The sequence below is a fragment of the Microbacterium sp. genome, assembly GCF_044508325.1.
Taxonomy (GTDB): Bacteria; Actinomycetota; Actinomycetes; order Actinomycetales; family Microbacteriaceae; genus Microbacterium.
Map to the genome: position 1 here is coordinate 136,033 of NZ_JBIQHX010000003.1, position 22,529 is coordinate 158,561.

Annotated in this window: 23 protein-coding genes; 6 read left to right on the forward strand and 17 right to left on the reverse strand. The window is 68.4% G+C overall.

What is annotated here, in order from left to right:
* Positions 1 to 4 precede the first annotated feature (4 nt).
* Positions 5 to 871 carry an SDR family NAD(P)-dependent oxidoreductase gene (locus ACIWQI_RS03620; RefSeq protein WP_396655736.1) on the reverse strand — a complete coding sequence of 289 codons (867 nt, stop codon included), beginning with the start codon at positions 869 to 871 and terminating at the stop codon, positions 5 to 7.
* Between the two features lie 90 nt (positions 872 to 961).
* On the opposite strand from ACIWQI_RS03620, the gene ACIWQI_RS03625 reads away from it, so the two are divergent.
* The 3 genes from ACIWQI_RS03625 to ACIWQI_RS03635 all read left to right on the forward strand — a co-directional run bounded on the left by ACIWQI_RS03625 (position 962) and on the right by ACIWQI_RS03635 (position 3,625).
* Positions 962 to 2,185, forward strand: coding sequence for an acetyl-CoA C-acyltransferase (locus ACIWQI_RS03625; RefSeq protein ID WP_396655737.1), 1,224 nt, complete (start codon positions 962 to 964; stop codon positions 2,183 to 2,185).
* A gap of 79 nt (positions 2,186 to 2,264) precedes the next feature.
* Complete coding sequence (locus tag ACIWQI_RS03630; RefSeq protein ID WP_396655738.1) at positions 2,265 to 3,173, forward strand: zinc-binding dehydrogenase; 909 nt, start codon at positions 2,265 to 2,267, stop codon at positions 3,171 to 3,173.
* The gene (locus ACIWQI_RS03635) at positions 3,173 to 3,625 is read left to right on the forward strand and encodes a nuclear transport factor 2 family protein (RefSeq protein ID WP_396655739.1); all 453 of its coding nucleotides are present in this window, start codon (positions 3,173 to 3,175) and stop codon (positions 3,623 to 3,625) included. Before ACIWQI_RS03630 ends, ACIWQI_RS03635 begins: the two co-directional genes overlap by 1 nt.
* Here ACIWQI_RS03635 and ACIWQI_RS03640 read toward each other — a convergent pair.
* Complete coding sequence (locus ACIWQI_RS03640; RefSeq protein ID WP_396655740.1) at positions 3,604 to 5,274, reverse strand: class I adenylate-forming enzyme family protein; 1,671 nt, start codon at positions 5,272 to 5,274, stop codon at positions 3,604 to 3,606. The genes ACIWQI_RS03635 and ACIWQI_RS03640 overlap by 22 nt on opposite strands.
* A 128-nt stretch (positions 5,275 to 5,402) precedes the next feature.
* On the opposite strand from ACIWQI_RS03640, the gene ACIWQI_RS03645 reads away from it, so the two are divergent.
* Both ACIWQI_RS03645 and ACIWQI_RS03650 read left to right on the forward strand, forming a co-directional pair.
* Entirely contained in the window at positions 5,403 to 5,966 is a 564-nt protein-coding gene (locus ACIWQI_RS03645; protein WP_396655741.1) for a nuclear transport factor 2 family protein, read from the forward strand.
* A complete protein-coding gene (locus ACIWQI_RS03650) occupies positions 5,963 to 6,487 on the forward strand; it encodes a nuclear transport factor 2 family protein (protein ID WP_396655742.1) in 525 nt (174 codons plus the stop codon). Before ACIWQI_RS03645 ends, ACIWQI_RS03650 begins: the two co-directional genes overlap by 4 nt.
* Before the next feature lie 26 nt (positions 6,488 to 6,513).
* Here ACIWQI_RS03650 and ACIWQI_RS03655 read toward each other — a convergent pair whose 3' ends face one another.
* The 14 genes from ACIWQI_RS03655 to ACIWQI_RS03720 all read right to left on the reverse strand — a co-directional run bounded on the left by ACIWQI_RS03655 (position 6,514) and on the right by ACIWQI_RS03720 (position 20,672).
* A complete protein-coding gene (locus tag ACIWQI_RS03655; protein ID WP_396655743.1) occupies positions 6,514 to 7,527 on the reverse strand; it encodes an MBL fold metallo-hydrolase in 1,014 nt (337 codons plus the stop codon).
* Between the two features lie 13 nt (positions 7,528 to 7,540).
* On the reverse strand, positions 7,541 to 9,145 hold the full coding sequence (locus ACIWQI_RS03660; protein WP_396655744.1) for a class I adenylate-forming enzyme family protein: 1,605 nt from the start codon (positions 9,143 to 9,145) through the stop codon (positions 7,541 to 7,543).
* 76 nt (positions 9,146 to 9,221) lie between these two features.
* Positions 9,222 to 9,425 carry a ferredoxin gene (locus ACIWQI_RS03665; protein WP_396655745.1) on the reverse strand — a complete coding sequence of 68 codons (204 nt, stop codon included), beginning with the start codon at positions 9,423 to 9,425 and terminating at the stop codon, positions 9,222 to 9,224.
* Between the two features lie 8 nt (positions 9,426 to 9,433).
* A complete protein-coding gene (locus tag ACIWQI_RS03670; protein WP_396655746.1) occupies positions 9,434 to 10,741 on the reverse strand; it encodes an NADH-ubiquinone oxidoreductase-F iron-sulfur binding region domain-containing protein in 1,308 nt (435 codons plus the stop codon).
* Between the two features lie 10 nt (positions 10,742 to 10,751).
* The gene (locus ACIWQI_RS03675) at positions 10,752 to 11,153 is read right to left on the reverse strand and encodes a Rieske (2Fe-2S) protein (RefSeq protein WP_396655747.1); all 402 of its coding nucleotides are present in this window, start codon (positions 11,151 to 11,153) and stop codon (positions 10,752 to 10,754) included.
* The gene (locus tag ACIWQI_RS03680; RefSeq protein WP_396655748.1) at positions 11,153 to 12,304 is read right to left on the reverse strand and encodes an amidohydrolase family protein; all 1,152 of its coding nucleotides are present in this window, start codon (positions 12,302 to 12,304) and stop codon (positions 11,153 to 11,155) included. The genes ACIWQI_RS03675 and ACIWQI_RS03680 overlap by 1 nt, the downstream gene beginning before the upstream one ends.
* A 31-nt stretch (positions 12,305 to 12,335) precedes the next feature.
* Positions 12,336 to 13,415: an amidohydrolase family protein gene (locus ACIWQI_RS03685; RefSeq protein ID WP_396655749.1), complete on the reverse strand. Its 1,080-nt coding sequence runs from the start codon at positions 13,413 to 13,415 to the stop codon at positions 12,336 to 12,338.
* A gap of 88 nt (positions 13,416 to 13,503) precedes the next feature.
* The gene (locus ACIWQI_RS03690) at positions 13,504 to 14,415 is read right to left on the reverse strand and encodes an alpha/beta fold hydrolase (RefSeq protein ID WP_396655750.1); all 912 of its coding nucleotides are present in this window, start codon (positions 14,413 to 14,415) and stop codon (positions 13,504 to 13,506) included.
* 2 nt (positions 14,416 to 14,417) lie between these two features.
* Positions 14,418 to 15,461 (reverse strand): ABC transporter ATP-binding protein, encoded by a 1,044-nt coding sequence (locus ACIWQI_RS03695; RefSeq protein ID WP_396655752.1) that lies wholly within the window; start codon positions 15,459 to 15,461, stop codon positions 14,418 to 14,420.
* Position 15,462: 1 nt separating this feature from the next.
* Complete coding sequence (locus tag ACIWQI_RS03700) at positions 15,463 to 16,599, reverse strand: ABC transporter ATP-binding protein (protein WP_396655754.1); 1,137 nt, start codon at positions 16,597 to 16,599, stop codon at positions 15,463 to 15,465.
* Positions 16,596 to 17,474 carry an ABC transporter permease gene (locus ACIWQI_RS03705; RefSeq protein ID WP_396655755.1) on the reverse strand — a complete coding sequence of 293 codons (879 nt, stop codon included), beginning with the start codon at positions 17,472 to 17,474 and terminating at the stop codon, positions 16,596 to 16,598. Before ACIWQI_RS03705 ends, ACIWQI_RS03700 begins: the two co-directional genes overlap by 4 nt.
* Positions 17,471 to 18,436, reverse strand: a complete 966-nt coding sequence (locus ACIWQI_RS03710) for an ABC transporter permease (protein WP_396655756.1) — start codon at positions 18,434 to 18,436, stop codon at positions 17,471 to 17,473. The genes ACIWQI_RS03705 and ACIWQI_RS03710 overlap by 4 nt, the downstream gene beginning before the upstream one ends.
* A gap of 40 nt (positions 18,437 to 18,476) precedes the next feature.
* On the reverse strand, positions 18,477 to 20,078 hold the full coding sequence (locus tag ACIWQI_RS03715) for an ABC transporter substrate-binding protein (RefSeq protein WP_396655758.1): 1,602 nt from the start codon (positions 20,076 to 20,078) through the stop codon (positions 18,477 to 18,479).
* Positions 20,079 to 20,207: 129 nt separating this feature from the next.
* Positions 20,208 to 20,672 carry a hypothetical protein gene (locus ACIWQI_RS03720; protein WP_396655759.1) on the reverse strand — a complete coding sequence of 155 codons (465 nt, stop codon included), beginning with the start codon at positions 20,670 to 20,672 and terminating at the stop codon, positions 20,208 to 20,210.
* A 160-nt stretch (positions 20,673 to 20,832) separates the two neighbouring features.
* On the opposite strand from ACIWQI_RS03720, the gene ACIWQI_RS03725 reads away from it, so the two are divergent.
* Positions 20,833 to 21,189: a hypothetical protein gene (locus tag ACIWQI_RS03725; protein ID WP_396655760.1), complete on the forward strand. Its 357-nt coding sequence runs from the start codon at positions 20,833 to 20,835 to the stop codon at positions 21,187 to 21,189.
* Here the strand turns inward: ACIWQI_RS03725 and ACIWQI_RS03730 are convergent.
* Complete coding sequence (locus tag ACIWQI_RS03730; protein WP_396655761.1) at positions 21,156 to 22,427, reverse strand: TetR/AcrR family transcriptional regulator; 1,272 nt, start codon at positions 22,425 to 22,427, stop codon at positions 21,156 to 21,158. The two genes, ACIWQI_RS03725 and ACIWQI_RS03730, sit on opposite strands and share 34 nt — an antisense overlap.
* Positions 22,428 to 22,529 lie beyond the last annotated feature (102 nt).

Consider the following 22,529-nt stretch of genomic DNA (forward strand, 5'->3'; position numbering starts at 1 on the left):
GGGTTCATTCCGGGAGTTCGATCGCCTGTCCGGGAATCTCCCAGTCGGACAGGTCGGTGATCTGCCCGAGGTGATCGGCGATGTCCTCGATCGAGGCGTCCGGATTCCGGTAGCCGGATGTGACCGCGATGAAGTTCCGCGCGTAGTGCCCGCCGACGGCGTGGAAGATCTCGCCGGTCACGGCGCACGTTTCGTGTGCGAGGTACGCGACCATCGGGGCGACTCGCTCGGGCGACATCGCCGCGTGCAGGTGCTCGGGGACCACCGCCGCCGTCATCGCTGTCGCGGCGCCGGGGGAGACGAGGTTCACCCGGATTCCGCTGCGCGCGCCCTCGATCGCGAGCGTGCGCCCGAGGCCGATGACCGCGGCCTTGCCGGAGGAGTAGTTCGCCTGGCCGAAGTTGCCGTAGAGGCCGGCGACGGACGTCGTGAAGACGACACGGCCGTACTGCTGCTCGCGCAGGTGCGGCCAGGCCGCCTTCGTGAGGTGATAGGGGCCGTAGTAGTGGACGTCGAGGATCGCGTCGAGGTCCTCCTGCGTCATCTTGGCGAAGCTGCGGTCCTGGACGAAGCCGGCGTTGTTGATCACGACGTCGACCCGCCCGAAGGCGTCCAGCGCGGCCTGCACGATCGCCTCGCCCGCACCCGGTTCGGCGACGGAGGAGTCGACCGCCACCGCCTCGCCGCCATCACCGGCGATCTGGGCCACAAGTCGGGCCGCGGGGGTCCGCCCGTCGTCGTCGGTGACGGCCAGATCGTTCGCCACCACCTTCGCACCCCGGCTGGCGAGCAGGCGTGCATACGCTCCCCCGAGGCCGCCGCCGGCGCCTGTCACGATCACGACCCGATCATCGAACCGAAGCTCTGTCATCGAGCTCCTCCTCCTGTGAGTGCCATGCGGCGGCTCCGCCGCGCTCCGCCAGTATAGTCAACCAACTGGTCGGCTAGTAATGTGAGGTGCATGAGGAATCCGGTCATCGTCGACATCGTCCGAACTCCGCGTGGCAAGGGCAAGCCGAACGGCGCACTCAACCCCGTTCACCCGCAGAACCTTCTCGCCGGCGTGCTGCAGGAGCTGCAGCGGCGGAACGAGATGGATCTGGACGCGGTCGCCGATGTGATCATCGGCTGCGCCAACGCGGTCGGCGACCACGGCGACAACATCGCCCGACTGTCCTCGCTCGCGGCCGGCTGGCCCGTGGAGATCCCCGGAGTCACGTTCAACCGCGCCTGCGGCTCCGGTCAGCAGGCGATCAACGCGGCGGCGATGATGATCGAGTCGCACCAGGCGGATGTCGTGGTCGCGGGGGGCGTCGAGATGATGTCGCATTACCCCCGGGCGGAACGTCCCACCCTCGACGGAGGCAACAGCGCGCTGCGTGCACGCTACCCCCTGATCCCGCAGGGTGTCTCCGCTGACCTCATCGCGACGATCGAGGGCCTGTCACGCAGCGACGTCGACGCCTTCGCCGCCGAGTCTCAGCAGCGCGCAGCGACCGCGATCCGAGAGGACCGGTTCGCCCGCTCCATGGTGCCGGTGCATGCCGCCGATGGAAGCGTCATCCTGGATCGCGAGGAGCTCCCTCGCGAGACGTCGGCGGAGACGCTCGCAGCCCTGCCCGCGTCGTTCGAGCAGCTCGGGAGCCAGGTCTTCGACGGATACGACGAACCGTTCGACGCGATGGCGGCGCGGGCCTACCCCGACGCACCAGCCGTCCGGCATGTGCACCACGCGGGCAACTCGTCCGGGCTCGCCGATGGAGCCGGTGCGGTGCTGCTCGCGAGCGAGGAGTACGCCAGGGCGCACGGATGGACGCCGCGCGCCCGCGTGATCGCGACCGCGGCCGCCGGCGCCGAGCCGGTCATCATGCTGACCGCACCCGGACCCGCGGCGGAGAAGGTCGCGCGGCTCGCCGGAATGTCACTCGCGGACATCGATCTCTTCGAGGTCAACGAGGCCTTTGCCGCCGTCGTCCTCCGCTTCGCTCGCGAGACGGGGGTCGACCTCGGGCGGATCAACGTCAACGGCGGCGCGATCGCGCTCGGACATCCGATCGGCGCCAGCGGCCCGATCCTCATGGCCACCCTCCTCGACGAACTGGAGCGCAGCGACCGGTCCACGGGCCTGGTCACCATGTGCACCGGCGGCGGGATGGGGACGGCGACGGTCATCGAGCGCATCTGAGTCGGGTCCCACCGCCATGAAGGCCGCCCAGGTCGTGAATCGCATCGGTCCTGCCGGTGTCGCGGTCCAGAGTGTGCCCGTGCCGCAGCTCGCGCCGGGCCACGTGCTGGTGGAGGTGCGGGCCGCGGGGGTCACCTTCCCCGACCTGCTCCTCACGTATGGGCGCTATCAAGAGACCCCCGTCATTCCGTTCACACTGGGCGGCGAGTTCGCCGGCGTCGTCGTCAGCGCGGCGCCCGACTCCGAATGGAGCGCCGGTGACCGGGTCGTCGGATCGAGCGCGAACTGCGCTTTCGCGGAGTACGCGGCCGTGCCTTCGGAAAGGCTGCTCCCGCTGCCCGAGACCGTCTCGTTCGACCACGGGGCCTGCCTCCCGGCGAACTACCTCACCATGCTGTTCGCGCTGACGGAGCGGGGCCGGATGCGCCCCGGCGAGCGCGTTCTCGTGCACGGCGCCTCGGGAGGAGTCGGCGGAGCGGCGATCCGCCTGGCGCTCGCTCTCGGCGCGGGCGAGGTCTTCGCGGTCACGTCCTCGTCCGTTCCCGGCATCGACGAACGCGTCACCGTCGTGGACGTGGCCGACTTCGCAGCGGAGATCCGCCGTTGCACCGCCGGAGCGGGCGTCGATGTCGTCGTCGATCCGGTCGGCGGGGAGCGTCCGCTCCACTCGGCATCCTGCCTCGCTCCGGGAGGGCGCCTCCTCATCGTCGGATTCGCGGGCGGGGAGATACCGATCGTCGACCTGCGAACTCTCCCGAAGTCGAATGTGGAACTGGTCGGCGTCGGGTGGGGCGCGCACCTCGCGCGCCACCCCGAAGCGCTCCAGCCCATGTGGGCCCAGCTCGTCCGGCTTCTGGAGGGACGCCCCGACCTGCTGCCGGTCATCGATCGCGTCGCCCCCCTGGACGAGACCGCGTCCGCCCTGCGCGCACTCGAGGCACGCGAGGCGCGAGGACGGATCGTGCTGCGTCCACAGGGGTCGGCGTGATGACCGGGGCGAGGCCGCTCGCTCTCGCCGACGCCACCGAGGTCCTCCTGGAATACGCCGCCGCGATCGACGAGCGGGACTGGGGCCGGCTCCACCACTGCTTCACGCCGGACTGCACCGTGCGCTACGACGATCGTCGCCTCACCGGATCGACCGCGGTCGCGGAGTTCATGGGCCGCGTGCACCGCCGCATCCAGTCCACGCTTCACCGCATCACCAATGTCAGACTCGACCCGTCCGCTCCGACGGCGACGACGGCCTACGTCGATGCGATCCTCATCCGCCGCCACCCTGCCGCTGACTCGGTTCTCCGGGTCGCCGGCGTGTACCACGACACCTGGGCGCCCTTCGGGGACGAGTGGAGAATCGCGCAGCGTCACTACCGGACGATCTGGCGCGAAGGCAGCCTCGACCCGGCGGCAAGCCGCGGTCAGGACGGCCGCGGTTTCTGAGCGGCTGCGTACTCGGTGGCGGCGCGACGGCGTAGCGCGTGCTTGTCGATCTTCGCATTCGGGAGCAGTGGCCACTCCGATACATCCACCGGTATGAACAGCTTGGGAATCTTGAAACCGGCAAGCTGGCCGCGGCAGGCCTCCCGCAGTTCGGCGTTCGTGGGCACCTGGTCGCCGCGGTCCACCTGGACGAAGGCCACGATCGCCTCACCCCAGACTGGATCGGGGGCACCGACGACATAGGCAGTCCGCACACCTTCGATGTGCTCCTCGAGGAAGGATTCGACCTCAAGCTCGGAGACATTCTCTCCACCCGACTTGACCATCATCTTCATGCGACCGACGTACTCCAGGTGGCCATCGGAGTTGATGAAGCCGAGGTCACCGCCATGGAAGAAGCCGTCGGAGTCGACCGGCCTGTCCAGGCTGCCGTCCGGACGCAGGTAGCCGAGGAAGACCGACCAGCCGCGGAACGCGATCTCACCTGTGCTGCCTGTCGCCAGCGGTTCGCCGGTCTCCGGATCGCAGATCCTCAATTCCATGCCTGGAAGAGGTCTGCCATGATCCGTCGGGATCCGAGCAGGTGCACTCAGGGTCCCCCATGACGACAGCTCTGTGCATCCCCAGCTGGTGACGATGACCGAAGGATCGAATGTCTTCTGGATCTGGCGGAAGATGCCCTCGCTTCCGCCCGCGCCGACGCGGTCGAGGCTGCTCACGTTCGTCCGGCCGATGGCAGGATCGGCCATCAGCTTCGCGAAGTGGGTGTTGAGGCCGAAGGTCACCGTGCATTTCTCGTTCTGGATCGTGTCGAGCGCGAGCCCAGGCGCGAATCTGCCGAGCAGATGCGTGGACGCACCCTTCGCGGCTGTCATCGCCAGGAAGACGGCGCCCAGCACGTGGAAGTTCGGGAACATGAGAAGAAATCTGTCGTCTCGCCGCACGGAGAGAGCGACGCCTGATGCGGCCGCAGTCCCCACGATGCCTCGATGGCTGACGACGGCGCTCTTCGGCGCTGAAGTGGATCCCGAGGTCGAGATGATCAGCGCCGCATCCTCGGGTGACACGCGCGGCGGCTCATCCCCGGTCGTACTGGGCTCCGTGATGCCGGGAAGGCGACCTGGCCCTCGCGCGAGCGCGCCATCGGGTACGACCAGGACCTGGCGGAGCGACGGGAAGGTGGGAATACCCGATCCGCGCTCGAGGAACGCCCCGTCGATTTCAGCCAGGAGGTGCAGCGGTCGAGTCACCGCGTCGTCCGAGACGACCAGGACGCTCGGCTGACTCCCCTTCAACGCGACAGCGATCTCCCGTGCTGAGTAGTCGAGGTTCACGGGGGCTGAGACAGCCCCCAGTCGCGCGATGGCATAGTGCAGCACCGCCCAGTCGGGTGACGAGGGCATCATGTAGGCGACCCGGTCGCCCGGCTGGACGCCGAGGGAGGAGAGATCGCGCGAACAGTCCACGGCCCGGTCATGAAGCTCTGCATACGTAAGACGGGTCTCTCCCATGACCACGGCGTCCTGGTCGGCGTGAATCATGGCGGCGTTCGCCAGGAGGCTCCAGATCGATCGCTCGCGCACGACTGCGAGCTCGCGCTCCAGGGAGGACGACCACTCACCGTCTGATACAGGAATCGACATCCGCATGATCAACCACCTTCGGCTTGCCGACCTCCTCGTCGGGTTCGATCCATTCTCAAGTGAACACCGCCCTCTAGTCAACCAACCAGTCGGGTTGTATGGTGAAGCTCGAGACCGAACGAGAGGCCCTGGTGATGACGGATATCGATGACGATGCCGACCTGCGCCGCGAGCTGCGCCGGCTGCGCGACCACGAAGAGATACGTCAGCTGATGTACCGCTACGCCCGCGGCGTGGACCGGTCGGTGGAGCCGCTCCTCGCCTCCGTGTACGCGGAGGACGGCACCGACCACCACGGGCCGTTCGACGGCCCGGGGTCAGAGTTCGCGGCGAACCTGGCAAAGAGCGGGATGACGCTTCCGGACAACGTCGGCAACCACCACATCACGAACATCCTGATCGAGGTCGACGGCGACACCGCGCGGGCCGAGACCTACTTCCTCGCTCTGCACCCCCACACCCACGACGGGCCCGTCCGGATGGCGCTGATGTCCGGCCGCTACCTCGACACGCTGATCCGCGAGAACGGCCGGTGGGGCATCCAGCGGCGACGCGTCGTCTCCGACTTCTCGCTCAACGACGTCGCCGGTGAGCCGTGGACGTACGTCGTCCCGAGGCCCGACGGCTTCCTCGGCGGCCGTCGGGCGGATGCCGATCCGTCGGCGGAGCTGTTCGCGCCCCGAGGCGAGGAGACGTGACCACCCGAGAAGCGCCCGAAGACGGCTTCACTCGCGACGAGATCGCAGACCTGCGCAAGCTGCTCGACATCGAGAGGATCCGCAAGAAGAAGGTGCTCTACTCGCACCTGATCGACAGTCGCGACTTCGCAGGTTTCGCCGACCTGTACACCGAGGATGCCGTCGGCGAGTGGGGGCCGTTCGGCAACTGGAGCGGGCGCGAGCAGATCCACGATGCGGTTGCCGGGTACCTCGCCTCGCGGCCTGCCTACTCCGGGCTCCACATCACGTCGAACATGTGGATCGAGAAGACCGGACAGGACACGGCGACAAGTCGCTGCTACCTCCACGACGTCAACACCGAGCAGCCTCCGAATGTGAGCCACGTCGCATGGTTCGCCGTGTACGAGGAGGACTGGGTGCGAATCGGCGGCGACTGGAAGATCAGCCATCACCGGATCTACTTCCTGTGGCCCTCCCGCGAAGTCGACCGGGTCAGCGGCGAGTTCCCCCATCCGATCGAGATCTCTGCCATCGGCTGACATCTCGGCGACGGCAAGTCGCCTCGTCAGTCGATCGAATAGAGGTCGACAGGTCCCGACGAGTCGACGGTCAAGCGCCCCTCCGCCTGCAGCAGGTCGAGGTGGTAGCGCGTCTCCTGCACGGCCATGAGCTGATCCATGCCGGACAGCTCGGAGAGGCGACGCCCGCGACGGGTCCAGGGGAGGGCCTTGGCCACGTCGAAGGTGTCCCGCGCGCCGTCCGCGACGGCATTCACGCATTGGTCTAGCCGACGGGCGTGGTGCTCCTGCAGCTCCCCCACCCGGGCGTGCACGCTCGGCGTGACCACGCCGTGTGCGGGCAGGAGTCGAGCGTCCGGCCGGTCCGCCATCAGCCGCAGCGAGGCCAGGTAATCGACCAGCGGCATGCGTTCCGAAGGGCTCTCGCTGCCGATCGAGGGGGTGATGGTCGGCAGGATGTGGTCCCCGGTGAAGGCCAGCCCGTCCTGCTCGTCGATGAAGCAGAAGTGACCGGTCGTGTGTCCGGGTGTGGACACCGCGAGGATGTCGCGCCCGATGTCAAGGCGCTCCCCGTCACGCAGCCAGAGATCGGGATGCGCGTAGTCGCCCGCGCCCTCGCCGCGGAAACGGTGCTCGGCAATGTGCGCCGCAGGCAGCCCGCATCGCAGCATCAGCGACTCGAAGGAGTCGAGCCCGGCCCGCCGACCGACATCGAGGATCTGGTCGATCGTGCGCCGCTCGCCCTCGCCCAGCGCGATCCGACAACCGGTCAACCGCTTCAGCTCGACAGCCAGCGTGTAGTGATCGAAATGGAAGTGGGTCGTCAGGACGGTGTGGATGTCGGAGAGGCCCTTGCCCAGCTTCCCCAGTGCCCACTCGAGGCGCTCGAGAGCGCCCGGTCGCGCCCAGCCGCCGTCGATCATCCCGACGCCGTCGGCGCTGACGATCGCGTAGACATTCACCGCCTCCAAGGGGTTCCCGGGCATGGGCAGCGGGATGCGGAACACCGCGTCGGCCACTTCGTCCACGGTCGGGCGCGCCCACTCGCGGGAGACGCTCATTCAGAACCCCATCTCAGACGGACGCCGCGCTCTCAGCGTTCAGCTGCGTCTTCACTTCGACGCGGCGTACCTTTCCGGAGGCGGTCATCGGCAGCTCGGAGACGAAGCGCCAGGTCCGCGGGACCTTGAAGTGCGCCAGTCGCTCCCGCAGGTACTCCTCGAGCACGTCTCCGGTCAGTGCCGGGTCGGTCGCGATCACGCTCGCCGCGACGGTCTCTCCCCACAGCGGGTCAGCGAGCCCGACGACCGCGCTGCCCGCGACCGCCGGATGCGTCGCCAGCGCCGCCTCGACCTCGGCGGGGTAGATGTTCTCTCCGCCGCGGATGATGACTTCGCGCATGCGCCCCTTGATCGTGACGTAGCCGTTCTCATCGATCATGCCCAGATCCCCCGTGCGGAGGAAACCGTCGTCGGTGAACACCTCGGCCGTACGCTCCGGATCGCCGTAGTACCCGAGCATGACCATCGGCGACGACACCTGAACCTCTCCGGTCTGGCCGCAGCCCAACACCGTCCCCGTCTGCGGATCCCCGATCCGGACCACCGTGCTGGCACCGGCCTTGCCCGCGGTCGTCGCGATGAGGTGCGGGTCGTCGCCTTCCAGGCTGTTGGTGACGAACGGGCACTCGGACTGGGCATAGGTCGTCATGACGTCGGCGCCGAGCTCCTCGTTCACCCGCTGCACGAGGAACGGGCTGATGTCGGCTCCGCCGAGACCCACCACCTCCACCTTGCTCCCCCGCTCCACGATGTCCGGACGGTCCAAGAGCCGCTCCACCATGGTGGGAACGCCGCCGAAATGCGTGACATCGGCCGCACCCAGAAGCCACACGAACTCCTCGACGTCGAACTTCGGCAGGACGACGAAGGCGCCGCCCGTCGTGAGCGCGCCGAACACGATCGACACCGCACCGCCGACGTGATGGAAGGGAACGGCGTTCATCGACACCGTCTCGGGGGTGGCGCTGTCCTTCAGTCGCAGCCACGCCGCGTTGATCGTCGCCCGCTGGCTGATCATCGCACCCTTGGGGAAACCGGTGGTTCCGGACGTGAACTGCAGAATGAAGGCGGTCTGCGGATCGACGTCCAGCATCGCGTCGGGTTGCGGGGGAAGCCCGCTCAATGCGTCCAGCTGCTCGACGGGGATGCGGTCCCCACCGAGTCGGGCCGCCCGTTCGGCCAGCGGCCGACCCAGGCTGTCCAGACCGGTGAAGATGATCGCCGGGGACACCATCTCGATCGCGTAGGCGGCCTCGGCATCCGTCCACGCCGTGTTCAGCGCGCACATCATCAGCCCACGAGCGCCGAGCGCGAGCTCGAGGAGGACGAACTCGACGCTGTTGCGTGACCATACGCCCACCCGGGAGCCGGGTTCGAGGTCGCGAAGGCGATGCGCGATCGCGTTCACCTGCCGCAGCAGCTCGGCGTACGTCATGGCATGGACGGTGCCGTCCTCGTGCCAGAGAAGCGCGTTGCGGTCGCCATGTACCGCCGCCCGCCTCTGCAGGAGACCTGTCACGGATTCGTTCAGCAGCGCATCCCCATCGGCGCCCCGAGAGTACGCCAGACCACTCGTATCACGATCTGCCACCGGGCATCCTCTCTCGAATCCCATCATCGGGTCGCCTGCGAATCCACGTCCGCACCATCCTACCCAACCGTACGGTGGGTCAGTATTCGAAGGGATGCCGCGGCTATCCGCGCTCGCTGAGCTCGATGATGGCGTGCACCGGACAGTCCAGGAGCGCGCGCCGCACGCCTGCCTCCTGCTCCGGCGCAATGTTTCCGTCGCCGGTCAGCGAGGCATAACCCCAGTCATCGAGGGAGAACACCTCGGGAGCATGCAGCGCGCACGTCCCGAAGCCGTCGCAGAGCGTCCGGTCCAGCTTGATCCGCACGGGTCTCCTCACATCCCCTGGGGCGAGGCGACCGCCTCGTCGATCGTGACGGCGAAGGGGGCGCCGTGCAGACGCTCCCGCTCCGCGCACACCTCACAATGTCCGTGCAGGTGGGTCCGAACCTCGTCCGGGAAGTCTCGCAGGAGGCTGGCAGCGACATTCGTCGCACCGTCCAGGGTGCCGCATGCCCCGCGCCCGCGGAGATTGACCGACCACGCGCGCAGCCGCTCCACATCGGATTCCTCGGCCTGCCCGTCGCGGAGAGCGGCGAGCACCGCGCCCATCGCCGCCGTACCGTTGAAGCACGACCCGCACTGGCCGGCGTTCTCGCGGTCGAAGTAGCCCATGACCGCGGCCGTCACGTCGACCGGGCAGCGCGTGTCGCCGAGGGCGACCACCGCGCCGCAGCCGAGCCCGCTGCCCCACGCGGCGATCTCGTCGTAGTCCAGGGGCACGTCGAGCGCCTGCGGCCCGATCACCCCGGCGAAGTATCCCCCCATGAGGAATCCGCGTACGGCGGCGGGGTCGTCTCCCGTCCAGGCGAGGACCTCGCGCAGACTCGTGCCGAACGGGACCTCGTACAGGCCTGCGCGTGTCAACCCCGTCAGGGTGAGCAGGAAGGTTCCTGGTGAGCGCTCGGTTCCGACCGCGCGATACGCCGCCGCTCCGAGTCGCTGCACCGCCGGCAGGTTCGCGAGTGTCTCGACGTTGCTCACCAGTGTCGGTCGCAGGTCGACGCCTTCCTCGAACGGTCGCGGCGGTTTGTCGGTGGGCAGGGCAGGGCCGCCGTTGAGCGCCCGGACGACCGCCGTCTCCTCGCCGGCGACGTAGGCGGGAGCCACCCGATGTACACGGACGTGGAATGCGATCAGACCCGCGTCGGTCGCGGCGGCGAGCGCCCTCGAGATGCTCGCTTCCGCGCGCTCATCCGAGATGTACACCGCCGCATCCGAGGTCCCGACGACGGCAGCGGCGAGCCTGAGCCCGTCGAGCACGAGGTGCGGGCGGTTCCGCAGGAGCCACCGGTCCTTCGCCGAGGTCGGCTCACCCTCCTCACCGTTGGCGACGATGTACGCGGAGGCTCCGGCCTCACGCAGCGTCTGCAGCTTGCGCGCGGTCGGGAACGCCGCACCGCCGCGGCCGCGCAGACCGGCCTTCCCGATCTCATCCAGCAGGGTCGCCGCATCGGCGAGCGGGCGGTAGCCGCCACGCTCGAGGTAGCTCTCCAGGCCCTCGGAGGCGACGCCGACCAGCCGGGGCTCGATCCCGGGATACGACGTGCCCACCTCGTCGAGCAGAGCCAGCTCCGATGTCATCTCATACCTCTCATGCCGTCACGATCACGTCGGAGCCCTCGACGCGGACCGGATAGGTGCGGATGCTCCACTCGGGCTTCACCGCGGTCGTTCCGGTCGCCAGCTCGAACCCCCACTGGTGCCAGGGACAGTAGATGAACTCGCCATCGCGGACTTCCACGGCGCCACCGACGGCATCCTCGTCCACGACCGTCTGCCCGTGTGTGCGCCCCAGACACAGCGGGCCGCCCTCGTGGGGACAGTAGTTCGCGATCGCGTAGAACTTGCCGCCGACGTTGTACACGCCGACGCCGTGGCGTCCGATCGGCACGATCTTCCGCTCCCCCGGCGGGATCTCGTCGACGGTGGCGACCACGTGTTCGCGCCCTCGAGCCAGGCGCGGCTGTCCCTCGGGAAGGTGAGCGTCCGCCATCAGTACACTCGCTTCTGCCCGGGCAGCGCCGGGACCTCGGTCGGGAGGTGGAACAGCTCGATCCCGTTCTGGAACATCACCGCATCGCGCATCCGCTCGGGGATGTGCTTCGCGACCCAGCTCGGGTCATCGAAGGTCCAGTGCGGGTAGTCCGAGGAGAACAGCAGCAGCTTGTCCGCCTCCATCCATTCCAGGGCGTTCGTGAACTCCAGCTTGTCCTCCGGGTAGTCCATCGGCTGCGTCGTGAACCAGATGTTGTCCTTCACGTACTCGGAGGGCTTGCGCTTGAGACCGTTCTCCGGTCCGCGCGCCTTGTGCACGGCATCCATCCGCCACATCAACGGCAGGATCCAGTTGAACGCGTGCTCGATGAGCACGATGCGCAACGTCGGGAACCGGTCGAAGACCCCGTCGAAGATGAGGCTCATGACCTGATTCGCAGCGAGCATCGAGTAGCTCACCATCAGGTCGTGGTTGTAGGTCATGAATCCGTACGGCGACATCGGCAGTTCGTTGTGCTGGCCCCTGCCGAGGTGACAGGCCACGGTGAGGTCGTGCCGGGTGGCCGCCTCCCAGATGGGGTCGTACTTCGGGTGACCCCAGGACGGCCGCATCTCAGCCCCGATGTAGATCTGCGCCATGAAGGGATGCTGCGCCCACTTCTCGATCTCGCGAGCGGACTCCTCGGGCGTCTCCATGGCCACGGAGATGGAACCGTAGATCCGCTCGTGCCAGTTGTGCTCACGGTCGAGCCAGCATTCGTCCTGCCAGCGGTTGGTCGCGGCGTGGGCGGCGACGAGCTCCTCCTCAGTCTGGGCGATGGACGTGTTCAGCGGTCCGAGGATGATGATGTCCGATCCGGCATCCATGATCAGCTGCCGGAACAGGAGGTCCGGATCGGAGCCGGCGAAGTTCCCGTCGTCCGGGAAGCTGTCGGTCCGCATGGCAAAGGCGTTCGCGTAGTCCGGCGCGTCGTAGTAAACGGCGTTTCCGGCGCCGCGCTGCCGATTGCGGAACACGGTCTGGAACTTCGGGTCGACGAAGGGGAGGAATTCCCCCCGCTTCGGGGTGGGGTGGACATCCGTGTCCACGACGCGCACGGCGGTCTTCTCCGCCTGACCGGCACGGCGGTCTTCTACGCTGATGGTCATCTCGAGTCCTCTCTGTGAATCGCCGGGGCGCTCATGCCGGCACCGGGGCCTGCAGGCCGAACAGCGCCGCCGCCGTCCCCCCGAGCACCTTGCGCCGCTGATCGTCCGTCCAGGCGGACGGGAGGTCACCCGGCGTGACGGTCTGCCAGTCCGGATAGCTGGATCCGAACATGACCATCTCCTCCTTGCCGGTCATGCGCAGCCACTCGGCGGCGAACTCCGCGTCGCCGGGACCGTCGAGGAGACCGTGGATGAAGTAGTTTCGGCCCACGAGGTAGTCGCTGGGGATTCGGGGCGCCCAGGGCGTCTGCTCCAGATGCGGCCGGCCGAAGGTGTCCATGCGCCAGATGAACGGCGTCACCATGTCGGCGGCGCCGTCCGCCCAGATCACCCGGAGATCCGGGAGCGACTCGAAGACGCCGTCGGCGATCATGTTCAGCAGGTGCCAGATGAACGTCGGCGCCTGATACGCCACATGGTGCGAGTAGGTCCGCGTGATGCCGGAGGGTGTCGGCGGGTGCGTGATCCCGACACCCTTCTCCACGTGGACGGCGACGGGCAGGCCCGCCTCGGCGGCGGCCCGGAAGATCGGCCGGAAGTGTGGCCGGCCGTACGGCTCGAGCGTCTGCAGCGGGAGTCCGACCTGGACCATTCCGGGATGGTCCTTCCACTGTGCGATCTCCCGCACCGCGCCCTCGACGTCGTGGGGATTGACCCGGATCGTGCCGCGGTACCGGTCCGCATACGCACCGGACTCGAGCCAGCGCTCGACCAGCATCCGGTTGGCGCCCGCGAGGATGGCGGAGCCGAGGTGATAGTCGGGGAGGATCGCAGCTCCGGTCATGGGATGGAGGACCGCGTAGTCGAACCCGCGCTCGTCGAAGATGACGCGACCGACCGCGTCGGGGTCGGACCCCGGATGCGATCGATCCGGGTTCTCGCTTCCCGGCACGTAGCGCACCCCGTCCGGAGGTGCGAACCAGGGGACGTCGGGGTCCGGGAATCCGCGACTCTTGAAGGGTTCGCGCAGGTACGTGCGCAGGTCACGATCATTCCGGAAGTAGACATCCACGCTCGCGTCGACCAGCGGGGAGCCGGCGGGGTCGGCCATCATCGACACCTCTCGTCGGTGAGCAGGTAAACCAAACAGTTGTTCCACAGCCTATGCCACTCCTCCCGGAACGGCAAGGCCGCTCCGATCAGCTCGCGCGGACCGCGAGCTCGCGCTCGGCCACGGGGCGCCCGTCGATGAAGTCGAGCAGCACCGGTGCCGCCTGCTGCCACGGGTCGAAGAGACTGCCCTGCCCCCTCGCCACGGCGCGTGTCGCCTGCTCCCAGGCGTCCTCCGGCCACGGGGGATCGATGAGCACCGAGCCCGGGATCAGCGCGTGCACCTCGTACGACGTCCGCTTCGGGTGGTCATAGTCCTTCTCCCCGCCGCGGATGATCAGGGTCGGCACCTTGATCTGCGCGAAGCGGGTTTCGGAGACACCGGGGATCGGCTCATTCGGCTTCGGCACGTACGCCTCGAACCAGCGCTCGAAGACCCGCTCGAACTCCTCGGCCCCGATGGCCCGCAGGCGATCAGCGTTCCGCGGATTCGCCGCGACGAGGTCCGCCCAGCTGCCGGCGCGGCCGGAGAGCTTGAGGATCCCTTCGATACCGGCGGCGCGCACGGTGCGCAGCTCGTTGATGGCATAGACGCTGGCCAGGCTCATCGAGCTGAAGGTTCCGCCGACGATGGACCACACGCCGAGCTTGGTGACCAGATGCGGATACTCGATGGCGAACAGGATCATGTCCCGTGCACCGCCGGAGCCGCCGAGCGCAACCACCGGGCCCTCGCCCAGCGCCTCGAGCATGGCCGCCAGGGTCGCCGCCCGCATGTGCGACTCGGTCTGCCCGAACAGCTGCACGTCCGAGGAGCCGCAGTTCGGTCGATCCCACAGCAGCACGCGCTTGCCCCCCGCGGCGAGCCCCTCCGCGAGTTCGTGAACCCCGCCGTGATCCTTGCTGAATCTGCCGCCCGGCGTGAGCACGACCCGTTCGCCGTCCTCCGGACCGACCCACTCGTACACGACGACGCCGCCGTTGACTTCGACCTCAGCCATCCTCATCTTCCTCTCTCGAGCTCGACTGTTCGCCCGCCGCGATCGAGGGGCGCATCCTCCAGCGGGAAGTGGCACGCCACGAACCGGCCCGGTCGGACCTCGCGGATCTCGGGCTCGACCTCCGCGCAGATCTCCTGCGCCAGCGGGCACCGCGTGCGGAACCGGCATCCCGTGGGCGGATTCAACGGTGAGGGCAGGTCCCCGGAGAGCGCGGCCTCGCTGACCGGGACGTCGGGGTCCGGTTCCGGGATCGACATCGCGAGCGCACGGGTGTAGGGGTGCGCGGGTGCCGCGAAGAGGTCGTCGGAGGTGCCCACCTCGCAGATCTTGCCCAGATACATGACCACGATCCGGTCGCTGAGGTTCTTCACGACGGCCAGGTCGTGGGCGATGAACAAGAGCGTGATCCCGAACTGCTCCTTCATGTCCTCGAGAAGGTTGAGGATCTGCGCCTGGACGGAGACATCCAGAGCCGACACCGGCTCATCGCAGATCAGCAGCTCGGGGCCGACCGCCAGTGCCCGCGCGATCGAGATCCGCTGACACTGGCCGCCGGAGAACTCGTACGGGCGCCGGTCCGCAGCGGCCTCCGGATCGAGGCCGACCTGTTCGAGCACCTCAAGAGCACGCTCGACGATGGCGTCGCCGTGCACCCCGCGATCGTGGATCCGCAGGCCCTCGGCCACGATGTCCTTGACCTTGTGGAGCGGATTGAGCGAGGAGATCGGATCCTGGAAGATCATCTGGATCCTGCTGCGTGCGCGCCGCAGCTCGGCGCCCTTCAGGCCGTTGAACTCGACGCCCCCGACACGGATGGACCCGGACGTCGGCGGCGGCAGCTGCATGATCGCCTTCGCGACGCTCGACTTGCCGCATCCGGACTCCCCCACCAGCCCCACCGTCTCGCCCTTGCGGACGTCGAAGCTCACGTCGGACACGGCGAAGACCCGGTCCCCTCGGCCGCTGCGGTACTCCACGACGAGGTTCTCGACGCTCAGCAGGACATCGTCCTCCTGCCGCAGATGCGCCCCACCGCTGCCCGCCATCTCAGGCCACCTTCTGTTCGTCGACCGGCGTTCCCGCCGCGTTGCGTCCGGCCGCCGCGTTCGCGGCGCGTGCGCTCTCGCCCTCGGCCGTGCCGAGCGGGAAGAAGCACGCCACTTCGTGCTCCGCGGAGTCCGGGGCCGTCTCGAGCACCGGGGTCTCCTCGAGGCAGCGAGGCTGCGCGGACGGGCAGCGTGGCGCGAATCGGCAGCCGGGCGGAGGGTCGATCACCACCGGCGGTCGCCCCGGGATCGCCGCCAGTCGCGTGTGCGCCGGGTCCTCCAGCTTCGGGATCGCGTCGATGAGGGCGCGCGTGTACGGGTGGCGCATCGCGGTGAACAACTGCCGTGTCGGCGCCCGCTCGACGACCCGCCCCGCATACATGACGGCGATGTGGTCCGCGCGTCCCGCGACCACGCCCAGGTCGTGGGTGATGAGGATCATGCCCATGCCGGACTGCTCCTGCAGCTCGTCGAGGAGGTTCAGGATCTGCTGCTGCACGGTGACGTCGAGCGCGGTCGTCGGCTCGTCGGCGATCAGCAGCTTCGGTGAACAGCAGATCGCCAGGGCGATCGTGACCCGCTGGCGCATTCCGCCTGAGAGATTGTGCGGGTACTGATCGAAGCGGCGCTCCGGCTCGGGGATGCCGACCAGCCGGAGCAGACGGATCGCCTCCGCGCGGGCCGCACGTGCGTCCAGCCCGCGGTGGAATCGAAGCGTCTCGGTGAGCTGCTTGCCCACCGTCATCACCGGGGTGAGCGAGGTCATCGGGTCCTGGAACACCATCGCCAGCTCGACGCCCCACAGGTGCCGCTGCTTCTTCGGCGAGGTCTCGGCCAGGTCCACGCCCTCCAGGGAGATGCGACTGCCCTCCAGCACAGTCGCGTTGGGAGCGAGGATCTTCATGACCGCCCGGGACATCACCGACTTCCCGGAGCCCGACTCACCCACGACGCCGAGTGTCTGACCGGCGTGCAGCACGAGATCGACACCGTCGAGCGCGCGGACCTGTCCGCGCGGGGTCTCGAACCAGACCCGCAGATCCTCGATCTGCAGCAGCGGCACCTCCGACCCGCCTCGCGCGGTCCGCCCTCGGGGAGCGGCTCCGCGGTCGACCTGGGTGTCGATCTCGACACTCATATCGATGACTCCCTCCCGACGCGCGCGCGCATCCAGTCGCCCAGTGTGTTGAAGGCCAGCACGGTGATGAAGAAGAACAGCGAGGGGATCAGCACGAGGTGCGGATGGTGGCTCATCGACTCACGGCCCGACGCCAGCATCCCGCCCCAGCTGGGCGTGGGCGGGGGGACGCCCAGCCCGAGGAAGCTGAGGCTTCCTTCCGCGACGACGAGCGTCGCCATCACCACGAGGCCGAGCGACATGACGGGGAGCATGACGTTGGCGAGCAGCTCCTTCCTGAGGATGCGCCACGGCGGCGCTCCCAGGGCTTTCGCCGCGGTCACGAACTCCCGTCCGGAGAAGGCGATGGTGTTCGCTCTGGCCACGCGGGCGAAGTTCGGGATGCCCAGCAGGGCGAGTCCGATGACGAGCGTCGCGAGGCTGGGCTGGAGCGCGGCGACGAGCGCGATCAGGAAGACGAGCGGCGGGAAGGCGAGGAGGAAGTTCACGCCCATCGATGCGACGGCGTCGGAGGGGCCGCGGAAGTAGCCGGCGATCATCCCGATCGTGACGCCGATCACCATCGCCGCGGTCGTGCTGCCGAGGGCCACTGCGATCGAGACGCGCGCCCCGTAGATGCAGCGGGAGAGGATGTCGCGGCCCAGCATGTCGGTGCCCAGCAGGTGACCGGGCGTGCCCGGGGGCGCGTTGAACTGGTCGCTGATGGCGTTCGGGTCGTCCAGCGGAAGAACATCCGCGAAGACCGCGGCCAGGACGATCAGCACGATCCAGGAGAGCGCGAACACCGCTCCCAGATTCCGCGCACGACGCGCGCGCCGCGACGCGGTCGCGCCGAGCTTCACGGTCCCGGTCTTGCGGGGAAGGATCGCCGTCATGACGTGCGCACCCCCTTGACTCGCGGGTCGAGCAGCGGATACACGAGGTCGACCATCGCGTTCAGCACGAGGAAGAGCACGGCGCTGAGCAGCACGACGGCCTGGACCACCAGGAAGTCACGCGTCAGGATCGCGTTGACCACCAGCGTGCCCATCCCCGGAAGGCCGAAGATGGTCTCGACGATGACTGTGCCGCCGATGAGCCTGCCGATGACGACAGCCGAGACGGTCACCAGAGAGAAGGACGACTGCCGCAGCGAGTGGCCCGTCAGGATGTGGGATGTCGGCAGCCCCCGCGCCCGAGCGGAAAGCACATGGTCTTGCTGGAGCGTCGCGAGCATGTCCCCCTTGAGCAACCGGGTGAACAGCACCATCTCGCCCGCGGCGAGGGTGATCACGGGGAGAACCATATATCGGATGTGGGCGATCGGATCCTCCGCGAACGGGGTGTAGCCCAGGACCGGCAGCCATCCCAGCGTCACCGCGAACACGTACACGAGCAGGATGCCGAGGACGAACGCGGGGATCGCCAGCGTAGCCGAGGTGAGCGCCGTCGCGATCCGGTCGAACAGCCGGCCCGGCCGGTACGCCGACCAGACGGCGACCGGGATCGCGACGGCGAGGGCCAGCAGGATGGCGAGCACGGTCAGCTCGAGCGAGACGGGGGCCCGCGCGGCGATCGACTCGGCGACGGGCACGTGCGTGATCGGGGAGCGCCCGAAGTCCCCCACCAGGACGCCCCCGATCCACGCCACGTACCGCTCGAACAGGGGCCGGTCGAGGCCGAACGCCTGCTCCGCCGCCCTCCTCTGCTCCTCCGTGGCCCCGGGTGGCACCAACATGTCGATGGGGTTGCCCGGGATCAGTTCCAGCAGGAGGAAGACCGCGATGGTCACCAGCAGCAGCAGCGTGAGGAACCTCGTGATGGGAGGAATCACATACCGGATGACGCTGTAGACCACGGCTTCTCCGCCTCGTTCCGTCAGGACTCTCCGATCCGCATCACTGCTCCGTCATCCAGACGTCCTGCACCCACATCGAGGAGCCGCCGGTGTGGATGAACATCGCCTCCTCCGGGACGTGCACGTTGTCGCCGAAGATCAGGAATCCGATCTGGTAGCGCCACATCCTGACCGGGGCGTCCTTCGAGACCTGCCCTGCCGCGGTCTTGAACGCGTCGGCGACCTCGTCAGGATCGTTCGAGGTGCGGGCGAGCGTGAGCGCTTCGTCCACGATGGGGTTCGAGTACTTCGAGTAGTTGCGCGTCGACGACGAGTGGAAGTAGTCGTACATCGAGTCCATCTGGTACCCGAGCGTCGCGCCCATCAGCAGCTGGAAGTCACCCGTGGCCTGCGCGGTCGACAGCGCCGCGCCGTCCACGCCGTTGATCTCGAAGTTCAGGCCCTCGATCTGATTCATCTGCGCCTGGATCATCTCCGCGACGGCCTCCAGCTGCGGGATGCCGGCATACGCCGTGTACGTGACGGTGACCTCCGTCTGCCCGGTCTTGTCGAGGTATTCGTCGAAGACCTCCTGCGCGTGGTCGAGATCCTTCGGAGGGAACATCCCTCGGGAGTCGTCGCGGTAGGGGCTCTCGGGGAACAGGTACTGATCGACCGGCACAGACCCCGGGTAGAGGGCGGCGTTGATCTGCGCGCTGTCGAACGCACTGAGCATCGCCTCCCGCAGGAGGGGATCGCTCACGACCGGGTCCTCGAGGTTGAACATGACACCGGTCCCGCCGATCATCGGCTCCGACAGGACGTTGTAGCCCTCGGCCGCCATCGTCTCGGCATCGTTGACGAGGAGCGACCAGTCGATGTCGATCTCGCCGGAGCGCAGCGCGTTCAGACGCTGGTCGTCCTGCCCGATCGTCTTGATGGTGTAGGTGTCCACGTAGGGCTTGCCCTCTTCGAAGTAGAGGTCGTTCTTCTCGTAGACCAGCTGCGTGCCGCGGGTCCACTCCTTCAACGTGAACGGCCCGGCCCCGACGGGGTTGTTGCTCACATCGTCTCCGGCCGCCTCGATCGCCGTCGGCGAGCCGATCATTCCCATGCCTCCGTAGACGAACTGCCACGGCAGCTGGAAGTTCGGCGAGATCAGCTCGAACTCGATCGTCACGTCATCGACGACCGTCCACTCCTTCACGGTCGACGCCGTCGCGAGCGAGGGCGACTGCGTCGCGGGATCGAGGATGCGCTCCCAGTTGAAGACGACCGCATCCGCGTCGAAGGCGGTGCCATCGGAGAACTGCAGCCCCGGCCGGAGCTTGAGGGTCCAGTGGACGCCGTCCTCCGACTCGAGCGATTCCGCAAGTCCCGGTTCGAACTCCGTGGTGATGATGTTGTAGCGCATCAGCGTCCCGAAGATCGGCTGGCACTGGGACCAGCCGCCACCCTGGGGGCAGATGGCCGGGTCGAGGCTTCGCGTGTCGACGTTCAGCGCCAGGACGAGATCCCCGCCCTCGACCGGTTCCCCGACCTCGCCCGAACCGTTCGTGGGGTCGCCGCCACCGCCGCCGGCACACGCGGTCAGAACGAGCGCGGCCGCGGCCGCACCGGCGAGGGCGAGCTTCCTCAGAGTGGATTTGCGGCGGGATTGCATCATTGGATCCTCCGGTCCGAGAGCGGACGGCTACGTCCGCCTGCGGTAGTTGGTTTAAAACATTGTGAGCATTATACAGTTCGCAGGAGAGAGCGCCAGCCCCGGCGACCGGCGGTGGCCCGCGGCGTGTCAGCCTTCGGCGGCGCGGATCCGCACCTCGACGTTGAGCGCGGCTTCCATCGCGGTGTGCAGCCGGCTCTCGGAGACCTTCGCCAGCTCGGACGCAGGAAGCACCACCGTGACGACCTCCTCGCCGTCCTCGAAGGAGCGCTCGACCTCGCCCGTGAGGTCGAACCGGCGCAGCACGCCGCGCGCGTCGCCATCGGTGCCGCGACTGATGTAGGTGACGACGCCGGTGGCGGCGGGGATGCCGAAGACCGCCGTGCACGTCGCTGCGAACCGTTCCGCGGAGAGCGGGACATCCTCTTCGGGAACGATGAATTCGATCTCGCGAGCGTGCTCGGGGAGGTGCTCGGGCGGCGTGGCGATCACCTCATGCCCGTCCTCCCGCAGGCGCTGGACGCCGCGTGCATACTCGGCCGGTGAGAGGCGCCCGGCGGCGTCCACGACGATCCTGACCACAGCGGTCCCCATCCCCGTACCCTAGCGCTGCGCCCGCCCAGCGCCGGGAACCTCCGCGCTCCCGGGACACGACAGTCTGTCCTGATGCGGCTCGCCCCGACGACACTCCGACCGTTGCATCGCGGAGTGCGAGACCACCACCATCGGGGGAAGTCCGAGTTTGGAGATGTAAATGACGAACGAATCCCCGCGAGGCCTGATGCTGGTCTTCGCGTCGCCGTCCGACGACAGTCGCGAACAGGAGTTCAACGCCTGGTACGACGATGTGCACATTCCGGAGATTCTCGCCGCAGTACAGGGCGTCACCGCCGCGCGTCGCTACCGGATCAGCCCGGCCCAGCCGGCGGTCCCCGGGGCGCCTGCGGCTCCCTACCTCACGGTCTATGACCTCGACCGACCCTCGGCGGAGGTGCTCGCTTCCTTTGCCGCCGCGCGTGCGGAGCTGACGATGTCGGATGCGCTCGGCTCCGGGGAGCGCGCGCCCACCGTGATGATCTACGACGCCTCGGACGCCGCCCCGGGCGCGTAGCCGCGGAGCAGTATCCCGCGGGCGAACCGGTGGGCGTCGTCGACGGATGCGGTGCGCGGGTACGGCTGCCAGCAGAGCTGCCGGACGATCCCGGCGACCAGGTGTGGATCGGCCACCCGGCGCAGCGACCCGGCGGCGACACCGCGTGCGACCGTGTCGGCCAGCAGCCCGAACCGGGTGTCCGTCTGCAGGAAGTACTCGTGCAGCGGGCTGTCGCCGCGCTCACGCTCACCCCAGCCCAGGGAGAGGATCTCCGACTCCTCGGGGAAGCACCGTCGCCCCTTCACGAGGACGAAGGCCAGCGCGCTCAGCGCGGCGATCTCCGATGACCCTGTCATGAGCGCCGCCCGCACACCGCCGTCCAGCCGGATCGCGAAAGCGTCGATGATCTCGCGCAGAATCGCCTCCTTGCCGGAGAACCGCCGATAGACGGTTCCCAGCGGGATGCCGGCGGCTTCACCGATGTCACGCATGGTCGTCGCGTCGAATCCCCGCCGCGCGAATTCGCGCCGAGCCGCCGCGAGGATCGCTCCGTGCGAGTCCGGAACCGCCGAGGGATCCTCCCACTTCGCGGTGGTCTCGCGCACGGCGCGAGCTGCCTCGGAGCCGTCGATCTCGCTCTCGTCGATGCCGCCGACGGAGACGCCGCGCAACAGGATCTCCGCCAGGCTCCCCGCGAGGACGACGGGATCGGCGTGGAGGTGGTAGAGGGGTGCCGCCATGGCCATTCTGCGGACGGCGAAGGTGAACAGGCGAGCTTCCTGCGTGCCGGCCTGTTCCGGTGCTGCGGCCGCCACCGCGGCATCCCACGCGGCGTCAAGAAGGCGTGAATCATGCTGAAGTGCGTCGCGCAGGCGCGCCGTCGCCGCGGACGGGGCCTCCCTCGCACGCAGGCGGACGGCAGCCGCGTGCGCGCAGCTGGCCATGACGACGCCGGTGATCAGGCTTCGCAGGGGTTCGTCCGCCGGCGCGTCCACACCGGGAGCCGGTGACCGGGCGGCATCCTCCAGCGCGATGTCGTAGCGTTCCAGCAGACGGATCGCGATGGCCTCCTTCGAGTCGAAGTGGTGATAGAGGCTCCCGGGGAGCACGCCCACCGCCTGCCCGATCTGCGCCATCGTCGTCGCGGAGTACCCGCTTCGTTCGAACAGTTCGGCCGCCGCCGCCAGCACGTCGTCGGCCCGCGCGCCACGCGGAGCCCGTCGCGATGGATCCACGGCGGGCCTGGGGCGACTCATGGAACCAGTATCGCGGTATGGTGCCGCCGGTGCCGATTCTGCCGGGAGGCGCCGGATCGGCAGAATGAGACGAGGGCGGCGAACCGCCGCGCACGCGAGGAG